The organism is Streptomyces sp. NPDC059957 (genome assembly GCF_042730015.1).
In the GTDB taxonomy this organism is placed as follows: Bacteria; Actinomycetota; Actinomycetes; order Streptomycetales; family Streptomycetaceae; genus Streptomyces.
Genome location: NZ_JBHWMB010000025.1, coordinates 53,488 through 68,057, shown reverse-complemented (window position 1 = coordinate 68,057; position 14,570 = coordinate 53,488). Strand labels below are relative to the sequence as shown.

13 protein-coding genes are annotated in these 14,570 nt (G+C 71.8%); all 13 read right to left on the bottom strand.

From position 1 onward, the window contains the following. Positions 1-113: 113 nt before the first annotated feature. Entirely contained in the window at positions 114-932 is an 819-nt protein-coding gene (locus ACFWBW_RS18790; protein ID WP_385373758.1) for an isocitrate lyase/phosphoenolpyruvate mutase family protein, read from the bottom strand. Then, positions 922-1,950, bottom strand: a complete 1,029-nt coding sequence (locus tag ACFWBW_RS18785; RefSeq protein ID WP_385373756.1) for an MmcQ/YjbR family DNA-binding protein — start codon at positions 1,948-1,950, stop codon at positions 922-924. The genes ACFWBW_RS18790 and ACFWBW_RS18785 overlap by 11 nt, the downstream gene beginning before the upstream one ends. Next, positions 1,947-3,209 (bottom strand): ATP-grasp domain-containing protein, encoded by a 1,263-nt coding sequence (locus ACFWBW_RS18780; RefSeq protein WP_385373754.1) that lies wholly within the window; start codon positions 3,207-3,209, stop codon positions 1,947-1,949. Before ACFWBW_RS18780 ends, ACFWBW_RS18785 begins: the two co-directional genes overlap by 4 nt. A gap of 73 nt (positions 3,210-3,282) precedes the next feature. Next, positions 3,283-4,542, bottom strand: a complete 1,260-nt coding sequence (locus ACFWBW_RS18775) for an ATP-grasp domain-containing protein (RefSeq protein WP_385373752.1) — start codon at positions 4,540-4,542, stop codon at positions 3,283-3,285. 30 nt (positions 4,543-4,572) lie between these two features. Beyond that, the gene (locus ACFWBW_RS18770; protein ID WP_385373750.1) at positions 4,573-5,706 is read right to left on the bottom strand and encodes an NAD(P)/FAD-dependent oxidoreductase; all 1,134 of its coding nucleotides are present in this window, start codon (positions 5,704-5,706) and stop codon (positions 4,573-4,575) included. Between the two features lie 93 nt (positions 5,707-5,799). Beyond that, entirely contained in the window at positions 5,800-7,425 is a 1,626-nt protein-coding gene (locus ACFWBW_RS18765; RefSeq protein ID WP_385373748.1) for a class I tRNA ligase family protein, read from the bottom strand. A gap of 3 nt (positions 7,426-7,428) precedes the next feature. Further along, positions 7,429-7,818 carry a cupin domain-containing protein gene (locus tag ACFWBW_RS18760; protein ID WP_385373746.1) on the bottom strand — a complete coding sequence of 130 codons (390 nt, stop codon included), beginning with the start codon at positions 7,816-7,818 and terminating at the stop codon, positions 7,429-7,431. A 118-nt stretch (positions 7,819-7,936) separates the two neighbouring features. Then, a complete protein-coding gene (locus ACFWBW_RS18755) occupies positions 7,937-9,268 on the bottom strand; it encodes a lysine N(6)-hydroxylase/L-ornithine N(5)-oxygenase family protein (RefSeq protein WP_385373744.1) in 1,332 nt (443 codons plus the stop codon). Between the two features lie 84 nt (positions 9,269-9,352). Beyond that, on the bottom strand, positions 9,353-10,621 hold the full coding sequence (locus ACFWBW_RS18750) for an ATP-grasp domain-containing protein (RefSeq protein WP_385373742.1): 1,269 nt from the start codon (positions 10,619-10,621) through the stop codon (positions 9,353-9,355). A 156-nt stretch (positions 10,622-10,777) separates the two neighbouring features. Continuing rightward, positions 10,778-11,572 carry a VOC family protein gene (locus ACFWBW_RS18745; RefSeq protein ID WP_385373826.1) on the bottom strand — a complete coding sequence of 265 codons (795 nt, stop codon included), beginning with the start codon at positions 11,570-11,572 and terminating at the stop codon, positions 10,778-10,780. A 271-nt stretch (positions 11,573-11,843) separates the two neighbouring features. Further along, positions 11,844-12,344 (bottom strand): hypothetical protein, encoded by a 501-nt coding sequence (locus ACFWBW_RS18740; protein ID WP_385373740.1) that lies wholly within the window; start codon positions 12,342-12,344, stop codon positions 11,844-11,846. After that, positions 12,341-12,643 (bottom strand): hypothetical protein, encoded by a 303-nt coding sequence (locus ACFWBW_RS18735; RefSeq protein WP_385373738.1) that lies wholly within the window; start codon positions 12,641-12,643, stop codon positions 12,341-12,343. Before ACFWBW_RS18735 ends, ACFWBW_RS18740 begins: the two co-directional genes overlap by 4 nt. A gap of 102 nt (positions 12,644-12,745) precedes the next feature. Continuing rightward, positions 12,746-14,530, bottom strand: coding sequence for an arginine--tRNA ligase (gene argS, locus ACFWBW_RS18730; protein WP_385373736.1), 1,785 nt, complete (start codon positions 14,528-14,530; stop codon positions 12,746-12,748). Between the last annotated feature and the right edge of the window lie 40 nt (positions 14,531-14,570).

The window sequence follows — 14,570 nt, the reverse complement described above, 5'->3', positions numbered from 1 at the left end:
TCTCTCCCCCTTCCCGGGTCACAAACACCCGGTGCTCCCCCCCGGTATTTGTGTGCGGGGCGGCCCACTTGCGGGTCCCGGCTGCCCGGTTACCGGGCTGCCGGGTTGCCGGACTACTTCACGAAGAGGCCGTTGAGCGTGCCGTAGTCGACCGCGCCCTCGAGCGCCCCGTACGTCCCCTGCTCCAGCACCTCCACCGCTGCGGCGCGGGCCGCCGTGTACGCCGCCTGCGCCACCCCGGTCCCGACACTGACCCGGCGCACCCCGGCCTTCGCCAGCTCGGCGACGGACGGACCACCCGGCCCGGCCATGGCATTGACCGGCAGCGGCCCCCGGGCGATCTCGCCCAGGGCGTCCAGGTCCAGCAGCCCCGGCACGAAGATCCCGTCGGCCCCGGCGGCGGCGTACGCCTCCACCCGCGCCAGTACGTCGCCGAGACGGCCGGACTCCTCACCGATCCCGAACAGGAACACATCGGTACGGGCGTTGATCACCAGCTCCGGCAGCCCGGCCCCGGTGGCCGCCGCGCGGGCGGCGCGGATCCGTTCGGCCTGCTCCGAGGCGGTGTGGAGCGTCCCGTCGGCCGCCTTCGAGTCCTCCAGGTTGATCCCGACGGCGCCGACCGCCACCACCTCGCGCACGGTGGCCGCGACGTCCTCGTAGCCGCCCTCGATGTCCACCGTGACCGGGACGTCCACGGCCGCCACGATCCGCGCGGCCGCCGCCAGCATCTCCGCCCGCGTCGCGTGCTGCCCGTCCCCGCGCCCGATCGACCAAGCCACACCACCACTGGTCGTGGCGATCGCGGACGCGCCGGCCGCCTCGATCACCGCCGCACTGCCCGCGTCCCAGGCGTTGGGCAGGACGAGGGTCGCCTCGCCCAGCGCCCGCAGCTTCAGTGCCTTCTCCGTGGTCTTCGCGTCAACGGTCATCGGTGCTCCCTGATTTCGGTATGTCGGTACTGCGGTAAGTGATGGTCACGTAGAGGTATTCGTCGAGGACCTTCGCGAGCGAGATCCCCGGTCGGCCAAGCTCTTCGGTCAGCGCGGCCTCGTCCAGCCCGCTGCGCGCGAGCGCGGCCCGCGCCCAGGCCCGCCCGGTCTCCAGGTGGCGGGCGAAGGCCGCGGCGTCCCGGGCTCCGTGCAGGCGGGCGGCGATGGCCGCGTCCCAGGGCATGACCGTGCGCGGCCGGAGCGCGTACAGGGCCTTGGCCGCGGCCGTGGGCCCCAGGCTGCGGCGGCCGATCGGCAGGGCGGCCAGGTCGCCGTACGCGGCGGCCAGCCGGCCGATCTCCCGGTCGGTGAGCGAGGCCAGCGGGGTGGCGGGCAGCGGATGCCGCTCCCACCACTGGCCGAGCCCCTCGCCGAACAGGTCCGGCTCGCCGTCGCGGGCGTAACGGATGCGACAGCCCCACGAGTTGAGCCAGCGGTGCAGGAGCGTGCGGTGTGCGTCCCCGGAGAGGTCCAGGCCGCCGGGCGCGGTGTCGGCGAGCAGGGCGAGCCAGCTGCGGTCCACGCCCGAGAAGCCGTTGAACACCTCGGCTGCGGAACGCAGTTCGGCGATCGACGGGGCGGGGGGCAGGGGCTGCGCCGCCTCCCCGAGGTGCTCGCGCGCCAACCGCTTCGGAACGACCATCCGCCAGGCCTCGGTGACCAGTTCCGCGAGCTCCTCGTGGTCCAGGGCCGCCATCGTGACCTGCGCCCAGTCGAAGCGCAGGTCCGAGGCCCGGGGCAGCGGGAACTTGCCGGGATCCGAGTCGGCGAGGGCTTGGCGCTCCTCCTTGGGGAAGGCGAAGCCGAGCACGCTCTCGTCGTGGGACAGGGCGAGGAAGACGATGCTCCCGATCCGGAACTTCACGCGGTCGCGGATGAGGTGCTCCTCGCTCCGCGGCAGCGCGAGCGCGAGCCTTCGTACGTCCTCGACCGTCACCATGGCGGAAGTCTCGCTCACGCCTCGCCGGCCGGGCGCACCTTGACCTGAACCGTGTCGAGGGCCTGCACGGCCCGGGCGAGGGCCTCGGTGCGCGTGTCGCCCTCCGTGATGGCCAGGCCCACCCGGTCCCAGGAGCTGCGCAGTTCGTGCACCTCCTCGCCGGGCTTGAGGTAGACGTCGCAGACGGCGACACCGGGCAGGGCGCGGGCCTCCTCGAGGCCCCCGATGCTCTCCACCACGCCGGTCTCTGTGTGCAGGAAGCGGACGGCGGCGGCGCGCGGGGCCTTGGCGGGCAGTTCGGCGGGCAGCGGCTCGCCCTTGAGGAGGGCCCAGTAGCTGCGGACGAGGTCGATCCCGTAGGCGCGGTCGATCAGGTCGACGATGCCGTCGCCGGGGAAGCGGCCCGCGCACTCGACGAGGTAGGGCCGGCCGTCCTCGACGATCCACTCGCAGTGCGCGACGCCGCTGTCGAAGCCGACCGCGCGCAGCACCCGCTCGGTGTCCGCGCGCATCAGCGCGTCGAGGTCCTCGGAGACGTCGGCGGGCACCAGGTGCCCGAGCTCGACGGGGCGGGAGCCGGGGTAGAGCTCCTTGGCCGTCACGTTGCCGAAGAGCACCTCGCCCTTGTCGACGAGGAGTTCCACGCTGTACTCGCGGCCCTGGACGCAGCGCTCGACGAGCATCCGGATCTCGATCTCGCGGTCCGGTACGAAGATGCCCTCGTCCTGGGAGGTGCACTCGGCCCAGGCCTCGTCGACCTGGTCGGCGCTCTGGAGGATGCGGGTGCCCACCGCGGCCTGCCGGTTGGCGGGCTTCAGGACGACCGGGCCGGGGTGCGCGGCCATGAAGGCGCGGACCTCGTCGGGGCCGGACGCGGTGATCGACTCGGGGTTGTGGATGCCGGCGGCGCGGGTGACCTTGCGCAGCAGCGCCTTGTCGCGCAGCAGCCGGACGGCGCCGTAGCCGCCGCCGGGGACTCCGTAGCGCTCGGCGAGGCGGGCGGCGAAGGGGGTGGCGTACTCCTGGAGCGGGGCTATCGCGGCCGGGTTCAGGTCGGGGTAGGTGTTGTAGAAGGCGTCGGCGGCGCCGTCGAGCTGGTACTCCCAGGCGATGAGCTCACGGACCACCGGGGTCCCGTCGGCCCGCTCCTGGTGGTCGCGCTTACGGATGACGTCGGGCTCGTCGACGATGACGAGCGACCCCTCGGGCTGGAACTCCGCGAGGGAGGTCACGGCCACCGGGACGTAGCCCACCATGATGACGGGACGTTCTTCCATGCTGCTCTCCTTGGGATGCGTGGGGGGTGGGTGCGTCAGCGGGTGGCGTCGGCGGGTCGCGTCAGCGGGTGCGTCAGCCGCGGTCGGCCGGGGCGACCGTGGTCTCGATGCGGCGGGCGAGGTCGGTCGCCGTGGTCATGGCGTCCTCGAAGGAGGTGCCGGTGGCGCCGAGGAAGCCGAGGATGCTGTTGCCCTCCGGCGGCCGGCGTACGAGGTCCCCGGGCTTGGCGGTGATCTTGAAGAAGAACAGCGCCTCGGCGTCCGCGACCTCGTCCGGCACCTCGAGCGTCTCGATCAGGCCGGAGGAGGGCGGCAGCAGGCACATCGCCGCCGTGTGCACCTCGGTCGGGGTGTACTGCCCGGCCTGCGGGCGCACGCCGCGGGCCACGTCCACGACCGACTTGATCGGGTCGTAGCCGGCGGAGATCCGCGCCATGTGGTCCAGGCCGCCGCCGCCGGGGCGGATGGCGATCTCCACGATGTGCGGGCGGCCCTCGTGGAAGCGGATCTCGGCGTGCATCACGGAGCGGACCAGGCCCTGGGCGCGGGCGCCGGCCTCGACCACCGCGTGCACGGCTTCGATCTGGGCGGGGGTCAGCGCGGTCGGCGCGTGGTGGACGTCGTCGTCGAAGGTGTCGCCCTCGGCGGTCACCCGGTCCACGATGGAGCCGAGGTGGACCTCGCCGTCCCAGGCCAGCGCCTCGATGAGGAACTCGTCGCCGTCCAGGAAGGACTCCACGAGCAGTCCGTGCGGGCCCAGGTCCAGGCCCTCGGCCTCCATGGCGTACCAGGACAGTTCACCGAGGCCCTTGCTCGCCTGGGCGAAACGCTCGCTCAGCTCGGCCGCGTCGTCGGCCTTGAAGACGTAGTTGGACGCGGCGCCCAGCGTCGGCTTGATGATGACCGGGTATCCGAACTCCTCGGCGGCGGCGAGGGCCTCGGCCTCCTCGGCGACGAAGCGGAACGCCGGGTGGGCGGCCGCGCCGCGCTCGTGGGCCTGGCGCATCAGCAGCTTGTTGCGGCTGGCACGGGCTGCCTCGACGCCGACGGAGGGCAGGCCCAGTGCCTCCGCGACCGCGGCGACCGCGAGGACCCCGGACTCGGAGAAGGTGATGACGCCGTCGAAGTCCTCCTCGGCGTGCCATTCCTTGGCCGCCGAGATCAGGGCGTCCAGGTTCCGGGACCCGGCGAGCCGGTAGCGGTCGGCGGGCCAGAAGTCCTCGGTGCCCTCGCCGTTGAGCACGTACAGGTCGACGCCGAGCGCGGTGACCTGCTGGTAGCGCGAGACGTAGTAGGTGGCGTTCTGGCGGGCTTCGAGGGCCAGGAGCTTCATCGAGGACGGTTCCTTTCGGGCAAGGCAAGATCAGGGGAAGGCAGGGGAGAAGGCACGGAGCGGCGGACCGTCGAGGGCGCTGAGGCCGGTAGGCGACGGGGCCGTGCCGGTGAGCCGCTCGGCCAGCGAGCGCGCGATGAGCGGGGCGAACTTGAACGAGATGCCGCCGCACGCCGCGTAGGCGTAGCCGGAGCCGCCGAGGGACACCAGCAGCGGTCCGCCGGTCTCGGCGAAGGACATGTAGTAGCAGTCCTTCGTGTCGGTGACCCACGCCGGGCCGAAGCCGGGCAGCAGATCACCGAACTCGGTCTCCAGCCGGCGCTGCCAGGCCTCCTCGGTGGCGTGGTCGGTGAGTTCGTCGACCTGGCGGCAGACCGACGCCGAGGTCAGCTTGAGCGCGGTGCCGGCCACCGGCGGGATGAGCCAGGCCCCTCCCCGGGTACCCAGCGCGGGCACGGCCGGGGTGCTCGCCCAAGCGGCGGCCTGCTGCCGGGGGACCCGGCAGTACAGCAAGGACTGCCGGTACAGGGTCAGCCGCTCGGCGATGTCCGGCGGCAGCAGCCCCCGGGACCAGGCGCCGACCGCGACGAGGACCGCGTCCGCGCGCAGGACGTCTCCGTTGACCAGCCGTACGGACGCGCTGTCGCCGTCCACCTCGACCGCGGCCCGGTGCGGGTGCAGTTCGACGCCGGGCTGCCAGCGCAGCCAGGCCACGGCGGCGGCCAGGACCCGGTCGGCGAGGAGCACGCCGGCCTCCTCCTCCAGGACCGCGCCGAACCCGCTGTCGAGGCTCAGGTGCGGGTAGAGGTCGGCCAGCCGGCCGGCCGTGAGCGCCTGGGCCCGCCCGCCGGCGTCGCCGAGGAGGACCGCGCCGTCCGTGGCCGCCGGGGGCGGCAGGACGGTCAGCGCGCCCACCCGCTCGTAGAAGCGGGTGGCGAACAGGTCCTCCAGCTCGCCCCACCGGCGGTGGGAGCGCAGCGCGGCCTGCGTGGCGGTGGGGTCGGACGGGTGCAGGGCCCGCACGATGCGGTGCTGGTCGAAGGAGGTGGCCCGGCTGTACGGGATGGGTCCCTGGTCGACGATGGTGACCCGGTGGCCGGAGAGCACGCACTCCACGGCGGTGATCAGCGCGATCACCCCGCCGCCCACCACGGTTACCCGCATGGCGCACCTCCCCTTCCTGTCGTTCTGGTCGTTCTGATGGTTCTGTCGTTCTGTCGTTCTGTCGTGTCTCGGCCCGCGGGCCGAGACGGCCCGCTAGCCGCGCGGTCCCGCCAGCACCGGAACCACGAAGGCCTTGGTCGTGCGCAGCGCGGGGTCCACCCGGAAGGTCCCGTCGAAGCCGCCCGCCTCACGGGCCTCCTCCGCCAGGTCGATCAGGATCGGAGAGGCCGCGGCGATCAGCGTCCGCAGCTCCGCGAAGAGGTCGCCGAGCCGGCCCAGCGAGACCTCGCGCTCCGTGGCCGGCGACAGGGACTCCGCCAGGGCCTCGGCGGAGCCGAGCAGCCGGGAGATGTGACCCGCGATCAGGTCGGCCGTCCGGCTGAGGCTGTAGCCCGTCAGCTGGTAGCCGGCCGCGAACCGCTCGGCCATCGCCGCCCGGCGGCCGGTCGCCGCCTCGGAGACCGCCAGCTCCTCGTCCTGTACGCCCAGTTCGGCGACGGCCTTGGCGATCAGATCGGCCAGCTGGTTCCAGGGACCGGTCAGCCGCTCCCCGGTGATCTTCTCCAGGGCGGCCCGGCTGAAGTTGGTGCGCATGTGCTCGGGGGCGGTCAGCGCGACGTAGAAGCGGGCCAGGTCACGGGGGACCTCGCGCACCAGGTCGCGGGTCCACACCACATGGCCCTTGCTGGTGGAGAACTTCTCGTTCTCCAGCTCGTAGAACTCGTTGCAGATGATCGAGTCCGGCAGCGCGTAGCGGCCCTCGTGCGCCATCAGCAGGGCCAGGTGCGTCAGGCCCCAGAAGTAGGCGTTGTCGAAGCCCAGGAAGTACACGAGCCGGATGTCGTTCTCGGCGAGCCACAGCTCGTCGTCGGACGCCGGCTCCTCGCCGAGCGCGCGCTGCGCCTCGGCCGTGCAGAACATCGAGGCCGGCATGCCCTCGGCCCAGGCGTTGAGCACCTGGCCCGGGGTCTCCGGGAACGGCGCCGGGATGCCCCAGCCCGTGGGGTAGGTGATGGGGAAGTCCGGCAGCGGGCGGGACAGCAGCTCGCGCACCAGCTGCACGATGCGCGGGCGCCACGTGGACTGCTTCGCCTCGTGGAAGGCGGTGAGCTGCTCGCGGTACTCCTCCAGCGGGAGCACCAGGATCTCGCTCTCGCGGTAGGTGACCACGGCGTCCGCGTCGAGCGTGGAGCGCGGGTCGGTCAGCTCCTCGAAGTTGTTGGGGTGGCCGCAGCCCTCGCACAGACCGCCGCGGCTGACTGCGAGGCAGACCGGGCAGCCGCCGCTGACCAGGCCCTCCATCAGGAACTCCCCGGTGGCCTCGACGTAGGGCAGCTTCACGGTGCGCAGGCGGAACTTGCCCTGCTCGTGCAGCCGGCCGAGGAAATCGAGGGCCATGGCGCGGTAGCCGTCGTCGAAGGGCGCGAAGGTGTCCACGGAGATGCCCATCAGCGCGAGGGTCTCGCGGATCTCGTGCCAGGACTTGTCGGCCAGCGCCTCCGGGGTGGTGCCGAGCTTGGCCGCGCTGGAGACCACGTACGTCTGGCTGTCGTCCGTACCGGTCGTGTAGATCACCGGCTGCCCGGTGGCCCGCAGGTAGCGGGCGTGGACATCGGCGGCCATGTACGGGCCGGCGATGTGGCCGACGTGCAGATCCCCGTTGGGGGTGGGCGGGGGGCCGATGATGACCGTACGCCGCGAGGTGTCCTGCTGCGCCATGGTTCAGACCTCCAGGGCCGGCTCGGTCACGGCGTCGGCCGCGTGGCGGGCGGCGAACCGCTCGCCCATCTCGGCGTCCCACCAGACGCTGTACATCTCGAAGTCGCCGTCGGACTCGTTGACGACGCGGTGCTCGTGGTGCGGGGGGAAGTGCACGATGTCGCCGGCCACGAACGGGACGCGCTCGCCGCGCGACTCCAGGAAGGCCTCGCCGCTGAGCGCGATGAAGATCTCGTACTCGTGGTGGCCGTGCGGGGTCGACGCGGTACCGGGGCGGATCACGCACCAGGAGCCCTCGAACGGGGCGTTCAGCTCGGACCAGGGCAGCAGCCGCTGCGCGTCGAGACCGTTCTCGTGGTTCAGGCCGGTGCGGTCGAGGTGCTTGATGTACATGCGGTCGGGGTCTCTCTTCCGTGGAGTGGGGTCGGCGCGGACGACGGCTCGGACGCGGGCGGTGGCTCGGACGCGTGCGACGGTTCAGACGGGGGCGACGCTCAGACGGGGGCGACGCTCAGACGAGGGCGGTGGCGCTGAACTCGAGGACCGCGGCCGCATCCGGCACCGACACCACGGCCGGGGCCGCCTGACCGGCGCGGTGCGCCAGGATGTCCGCGGTGATCTCGCCGGCCCGGGCGGCCAGCACGCTGAGCAGGGAGTCGGCGATGCCGTGCGTGGCCTCGTTCACGCCCTGGAGGTAGCAGGCGCCGGTGGCCGAACGCCCCAGCTCCAGCCGGTAGTTGCGGGTGACCGCGATCTCCTCGAGCCCCAGCGAGTCGCCGAGCTCGGTGACCATGCGCGGCATGGCGCGGGCGAAACCGGTACCGAGCAGCAGCAGGTCCGTGTGCAGCTCCCGGCTCTCCCCCGACTTGCGGTCGGTGAGGGTCAGGACCATCTCGTCGCCCTCGAGGCGGGCCGCCGTCACATCGGTCATGGTGTGCATCGAGAGCCGGTCGCGGCCGCTGAGGCTGTCCTGGTAGAACGCCCGGTAGAGGGAGTCCAGGGTGGCGGGGGCGAGACCGCCGTAGTTGGAGCGGTACATCTCGTCCAGCAGCTGGCGGCGGGCCTCCGGCTTGGACTCGTAGAACTCGTCGACGAAGGACGAGTAGAAGAGCTCGTTGGTGAACTTGCTGCTCTCGTAGCCGTTCAGGCCGATCGAGCGCATGATCATGGTCGGCTTGCACTCGGGCAGGTCCCGCTGGACGGCGCCGAACAGTTCGGCCGCGCTCTGCGCGCCGCCGATGACGGCCACCCGGTGCGGCAGGTCCTTGTGGACCTCGGCGATCCGCTGCGTGTACTGGGTGCTGTGGATGACCCGCCCGGCGGGCAGGTCCGCGAACACCTCGGGCACCTGGGCGTCGCGCCCGGCGCCGACGACGAGGTAGCGCGCGCCGATGGTGTCCCCGTTGGCCAGCGTCACGAGCCAGCCGGTCACCTCGCCGTCGGGGCCGGTCACGCCCTCGACACCGGTGCACTCGCGGCCGTACTCGATGCGGACCGTCGACAGCGAGTCGGCGACCCACTGGAGGTAGTCGGAGATCTCGCTGCGGTACGGGACCCAGCTGCCGAGGTTGACGAAGGCGTCGAGGCGGCCCGTGGCGTGCAGGAAGTTGACGAAGGTGAACCGGCTCTGCGGGTTGCGCATGGTCACCAGGTCCTTGAGGAAGGACACCTGGCTGAGCGCGTCGGGCAGCAGCATTCCGCGCTGCCATACGACGTTCTCCTCGCGCTCGATGACCAGCGCGCCGCCCGCGAGCTCCGGGGCGGCCTCCTCGATCGCGACCGCCAGCGCGAGGTTCGCCGGGCCGGCGCCGATGGCGAGCAGTTCGACATTGCGGTGTGCCATGGGAATGACTCCAAGTAGACGATTCTGTGCTGGAGATGGGCGGTACGGAGCCCGTGTGCTCAGGCCGGTGCGGAGCCCCTGTGCTCAGGCCGGTACGGGCACGGCCGCGGGCACGCCCAGTGCGCGCCACAGCAGCTCCACCCGGCCGGCGGCCCGGCCGAGCCGGTCGTCGCACTCCTCGGGGGACGCGCCTTCGCAGATCACGTACGAGTGGCGGGCGATGTAGCCGCCGGGCGGCAGCCGCAGCTCGGTGCCCGGGCCGACCAGCGTGTCGGCGGCGAGCAGGCCCCCGGCCGGGTCCGGCGCCGGGGCGCTCACCTCGAGCACCTCGCAGTCCTCGGGCGGGTAGCCGAAGCGGATGCCGACGGTGCGGTGCTCGGTGTCCCGCGGCTCCGGACGCTGTCCGACGGCCACCAGGACCGCGGTCCTGGCCGGGTCGATGCCGGTGGCCAGCTGCCCCAGGCGGGGGATCAGGTCACCGCCGAGGCGGCCGTTGATCTCGACGATCACCGGTCCCCGGCGGGTGAGCTTCACCTCGGTGTGGGTGATGCCGGAGCCGAAGCCGATCGCGCGGTGCGCGGCGGCCAGCATGCCCATCAGGGCGGCGTCCGTGCGCAGCGGGTCGTCGGCCGCGACGTGGTGGCCGGTCTCCTCGAAGTACGGGAAGTGCCCGACCTGCTTGCGGGCCACGAACATCGGCAGGTACTCGCCGTCGACGACCGCCGCGTCGATGCTGATCTCCGGCCCGTCCAGGTACTCCTCGACGAGCGCGCCGCCGCGGTAGGAGGTGGCGCCGATCAGGCTGGCCTCGTCCGCGGTGCGGAAGGCCGCGATGACCTCCGCGGCGTCCGCGGCGAGGACGACACCGATGCTGGCGCCCATGCCGCGCGGCTTGAGCACCACCGGGTAGCCAATGGACCCGGCCGCCGCGAGCGCTTCCTCGGCGGTGTCCACGTAGGAGTAGCGGGGCTGGTCCACGCCCGCCTCGGTCAGGACGCGGCGGCTGCGGAACTTGTCGCGGCAGCCTTCGATCCCCTCGACGCCGGCGCCCGGCAGTCCGAGCTCCCGCGCCACGTGGGCGGTGGTGACGATCAGGGTCTCGTCCCAGCTGAGGACGCCTTCGACGGTCCGGTCGGCGGCCAGCTCGCGGGCGGCGGCCAGGACGGCCTCGCGGGAGGTGAGGTCGACCACGGTCGAGCCGGTCACGTACTCGCGCTGCCAGGTCGGCTCGCTGTCCGAGAACAGCCAGACCGGCCGGGTGGCCGCGGCACCGGAGAGCAGGTACTCCCGGTACTTCTGCATTCCGCAGCCGATGACCAGGACCACGCCCGTATCGCCGTCGATCTCGTACACGCACTGCCTCCCCGAACCGAGTGATGACCTCATTGCACGGGGAGCGCGGGTTGTCCGGAAGCAAAGCCCGGTACGGACAATCAAAGGGCGGGGCCCGCAGGGGAAACGTTCCCTGCGGGCCCCGTCACGTGCCCGGCGTACTCGGGTGCGTGTCCGTCAGTCGAGGATTTCCGGCCGGGCCTTGATCACCGCGAAGACGGCGCCCTGCGGGTCGGCCAGGACGGCCATGCGGCCGGCCGCCATGTCGAAGGCCGGGGCCATGACGGAGCCGCCGGCGCGGGTGGCGGCGGCCTGGATCTCGTCGACGTCGTCGGCGCTGAAGTACGGGATCCAGTTCGGCGGGGTGCCCGGCGGGAGGTTGCCGAGGTCCATCATTCCGCCCACCGTGCGGCCGCCGACCTGGAACTCCGTGTACCCGGCGGCCCCCGGCATCTCGGACAGGGCCGTGGTGACCGGCAGGACGGAGCTGTAGAACGCCGACGCGGCGGCGACGTCACCGGTGCTCAGCTCGTTCCAGATGAGGGCGCCGTGCTCGTTGACGATGCCCGCTCCGTCGAAGGTGCCCGCCTGCCACAGGCCGACGACGGCGCCGGTCGGGTCGACGATGACGGCCATCCGCCCCAGGTCCATGACCTCCATCGCGCCCATCATGACCGTGCCGCCCGCGTCGGTGACGGACTTCAGGGTGGAGTCGAGGGAGTCCGTGGCCAGGTACGTGGTCCACACGGTCGGGGGCATCGGGTCGGGGATGGTCCCGTCCGGGTTCATCGCCTTCATGATCCCGGCGACGGGCTTGCCCTTGAGGGTGCAGACCGAGTACCCGCCGGTCTCGGGCGGGCCGATCTCGCCCTGCCAGCCGAAGAGGTCGGCGTAGAAGTCGAGGGCGGCCTGCTGGTCGGGAACCATCAGGTCGACCCAGCAGGGGGTGCCGGGCTTGTAGGGACCGTTCATGTCGGGCACGGGGCCCTCCGTGGGGGGTGGGTAGGGGATGGACGGCCCGTCCCCTACCCGGCAGCCATGGCCGGAATCGGACCGTACGGGTGAAGCGGGCGCGGGCGACGCGGTATCCGCCGCCGGAACGTCGCCCGGGTGCCGGGCTTGCCGCATGGCCGACATGAGTGTTCGTGGAGTGCCCGAGGAAGTGCTCGCCTAGGCCGCCCGCAACGGCGAGTCGCTGCAGGCCTACGTGCGGACCTTGCTGGAGGACGTGGCCAGGATGACTTCAGCGCAGGACGCGCTTGCCCGCGATGAACGCGGCGAGGTCGGTCACATCGAGCACCCGGACGGCCTCTGAGGCGCCCGGCAGGGCATCCCGGTAGGCCGACATGTCTCGGGGGTCGGAGGTGACGATGACGGCATGCGGATGCCTGGCGGCGATCACGACGGCGAGTGCATCCACGGCGTCGGGCCGCTTTTCGGCCGGGATCGCGGCTGAGGCGAGGATCCGGCCGGCCCGCTTGGCGTCGTCCTCCACGTGACCGGCCAGGCACACACCGCACGACAGCGGCGCGGAGGAACGTACGCCGAACACCGTGCACTGGGGGACGGCGCGGGTCAGGGGAGTCCACTGGCCCGGGCGCCAGGCCTGCGCCAGCACGGGCAGCGGCACGACGGGAGGATGGCCCTGTTCGGCCAGGTACTGGTGCAGTCGCCTGGCGTGCTGTTCGGCACGGTCCAGCGCGACCAGCATGCCGGTGTCGTACACGAAGACGGGATTGCTCACGCGGCGGAGTCCCGCGCCTCGGGCGCGAGGGCCTGGGCGATGCCCGCCCGTACGGCGGCCATGTCGGCCTCGTCGAACTCCTCGTCCTGGCCCTGCGGTGGAGCCATCGCCTCGGTCGCCGCGATGTCCGCGTCGATGTCGGCGAAGCGGCGAGCGACGAGGACGTCCTCGTCGATCTGCCGCAGAACGGCCGCGGTGACGTACGAGGAGACGTCGATCCCCATGACGTCGGCGTGCTCCTTCACTCTTGTGCGCAGCGCCGCGTCCATGCTGATGCTGAACCGCTCCTTGGGGGCCATGGAGCGAGCGTAGCACTGCGTGTTACGGCTTGCTGGGGAAATGCGACGGCCCCCGTCTCCCGGTGGGAGACGAGGGCCGTCATGGTGCCGTGGACCCGGGGGTCAGAGCTTCTCGGGGGTGCGGATGCCCAGCAGGGACATGCCCTTGCTGAGGGTGCGGGCGGTCAGCTCGCACAGGAACAGGCGGTTCTCGCCGACGACCAGCTCGGGCTCGGGCTTCACGACCGGGCACTGCTCGTAGAACGTCGCGAACAGCGAGGACAGCTGGTAGAGGTACGCCGCCACCTTGTGCGGAGCGTGCTCCGCGGCCGCCTCGGCGATGAGCTCGCCGAAGTGGTCCAGGTGCAGACCCAGCGCGCGCTCGGCCGGCGCCAGCTCCAGCTCCGGGTGCGCCACCGGCTTGCGGTCGCCCGCCTCGCCCGCCTTGCGCAGGATCGACTTGATGCGGGCGTACGCGTACTGGAGGTACACGGACGTGTCACCGGTCAGCGAGACCATCTGGTCCAGGTCGAACTTGTAGTCGCGCGCGGCCGAGGTGGACAGGTCCGCGTACTTCACGGCGCCGATGCCCACGTACCGGCCGTTCTCGAGGATCTCCGCCTCGGTCAGGCCGATCTTCTCCGCCTTCTCCCGGACGACTGCCGTGGCCCGGTCGACGGCCTCGTCGAGGAGGTCCACCAGCCGGACCGTCTCGCCCTCACGGGTCTTGAACGGCTTGCCGTCCTTGCCCAGCACGGTCCCGAAGGCCAGCTGCACGGCCTTGACCTCGTCATTCAGCCAGCCCGCCCGGCGGGCCGTCTCGAAGACCATCTTGAAGTGCAGGGACTGCCGCGCGTCGACCACGTAGATCAGCTCGGTCGCGCCCAGCGTGCCCACCCGGTCGCGGATCGCCGAGAGGTCGGTCGCGGCGTAGCCGAAACCGCCGTCGGACTTCTGGACGATCAGCGGGGTCGGGTTGCCGTCCGGACCCTTCACGTCCTCGAAGAACACGCAGAGCGCCCCGTTGGAACGGACGGCAACGCCCGACTCCTCCAGCAGCTTGCAGGTCTCCACCAGCATGTCGTTGTAGCCGGACTCGCCGATCACGTCCGGGTCCTGGATGTCCATGTCCAGCTTGTTGAAGACGGAGTAGAAGTAGATCTTCGACTCGTCCACGAACCGCTGCCACAGGGCAAGGGTCTCCGGCTCGCCCGCCTGGAGGTCCACCACCCGGGCCCGGGCCCGCGTCTTGAACTCCTCGTCGGAGTCGAAGAGCGTGCGCGAGGCCTTGTAGAGACGGTTCAGGTTGGACATGGCCTCCTCACCGGAGACCTCGCCGCCGTCCTGCGCCTTGTGGTCCAGCTCGTGCGGGTGCTCCAGCAGATACTGGATGAGCATGCCGAACTGGGTGCCCCAGTCGCCGATGTGATGGCGGCGAACCACCTTCTCACCGGTGAACTCCAGGATCTCCACCATGGCCGCGCCGATGACCGCCGACCGCAGGTGGCCGACGTGCATCTCCTTGGCCACGTTCGGCTGCGCGTAGTCGATCACCGTCGTACCCGGCTTCGCCGCGAGCGGCACACCGAGACGGTCGTCCGCGGCACGGGCCGCCAGGGTCTCCACGATCGCCCTGTCGGTGATCGTGATGTTGAGGAAACCGGGACCCGAGACCTCGATCTCCCGGATCAGGCCGGCGGTGTCGATGCCCTCGACCACGGTCGTCGCCAGCTCGCGCGGATTGGCCTTGGCCTTCTTCGCGAGCGCCAGGATGCCGTTGGCCTGGAAGTCGGCCCGGTCGCTTCGTCGCAGCAGCGGGTCGCTCGCACCGGCGTCCGGCAGGGCGGAGGCGAGTGCGTCGGCGACGCGCTGGTTGACGGAAGAAGCGAGGGAAGGGACCGAGGCCATGAGCTGCCGTTCCTGTGAGGTCGTGCGTGAGCGTGCACTG

What these genes read in the sequence shown, in the direction of transcription:
- ACFWBW_RS18790 (WP_385373758.1), bottom strand. Translation starts at nt 932, where the DNA reads ATGACCGTTGACGCGAAGACCACGGAGAAGGCACTGAAGCTGCGGGCG.
- ACFWBW_RS18780 (WP_385373754.1), bottom strand. Translation starts at nt 3,209, where the DNA reads ATGGAAGAACGTCCCGTCATCATGGTGGGCTACGTCCCGGTGGCCGTG.
- ACFWBW_RS18775 (WP_385373752.1), bottom strand. Translation starts at nt 4,542, where the DNA reads ATGAAGCTCCTGGCCCTCGAAGCCCGCCAGAACGCCACCTACTACGTC.
- ACFWBW_RS18770 (WP_385373750.1), bottom strand. Translation starts at nt 5,706, where the DNA reads ATGCGGGTAACCGTGGTGGGCGGCGGGGTGATCGCGCTGATCACCGCC.
- ACFWBW_RS18765 (WP_385373748.1), bottom strand. Translation starts at nt 7,425, where the DNA reads ATGGCGCAGCAGGACACCTCGCGGCGTACGGTCATCATCGGCCCCCCG.
- ACFWBW_RS18760 (WP_385373746.1), bottom strand. Translation starts at nt 7,818, where the DNA reads ATGTACATCAAGCACCTCGACCGCACCGGCCTGAACCACGAGAACGGT.
- ACFWBW_RS18755 (WP_385373744.1), bottom strand. Translation starts at nt 9,268, where the DNA reads ATGGCACACCGCAATGTCGAACTGCTCGCCATCGGCGCCGGCCCGGCG.
- ACFWBW_RS18745 (WP_385373826.1), bottom strand. Translation starts at nt 11,572, where the DNA reads ATGAACGGTCCCTACAAGCCCGGCACCCCCTGCTGGGTCGACCTGATG.
- ACFWBW_RS18735 (WP_385373738.1), bottom strand. Translation starts at nt 12,643, where the DNA reads ATGGCCCCCAAGGAGCGGTTCAGCATCAGCATGGACGCGGCGCTGCGC.
- argS (WP_385373736.1), bottom strand. Translation starts at nt 14,530, where the DNA reads ATGGCCTCGGTCCCTTCCCTCGCTTCTTCCGTCAACCAGCGCGTCGCC.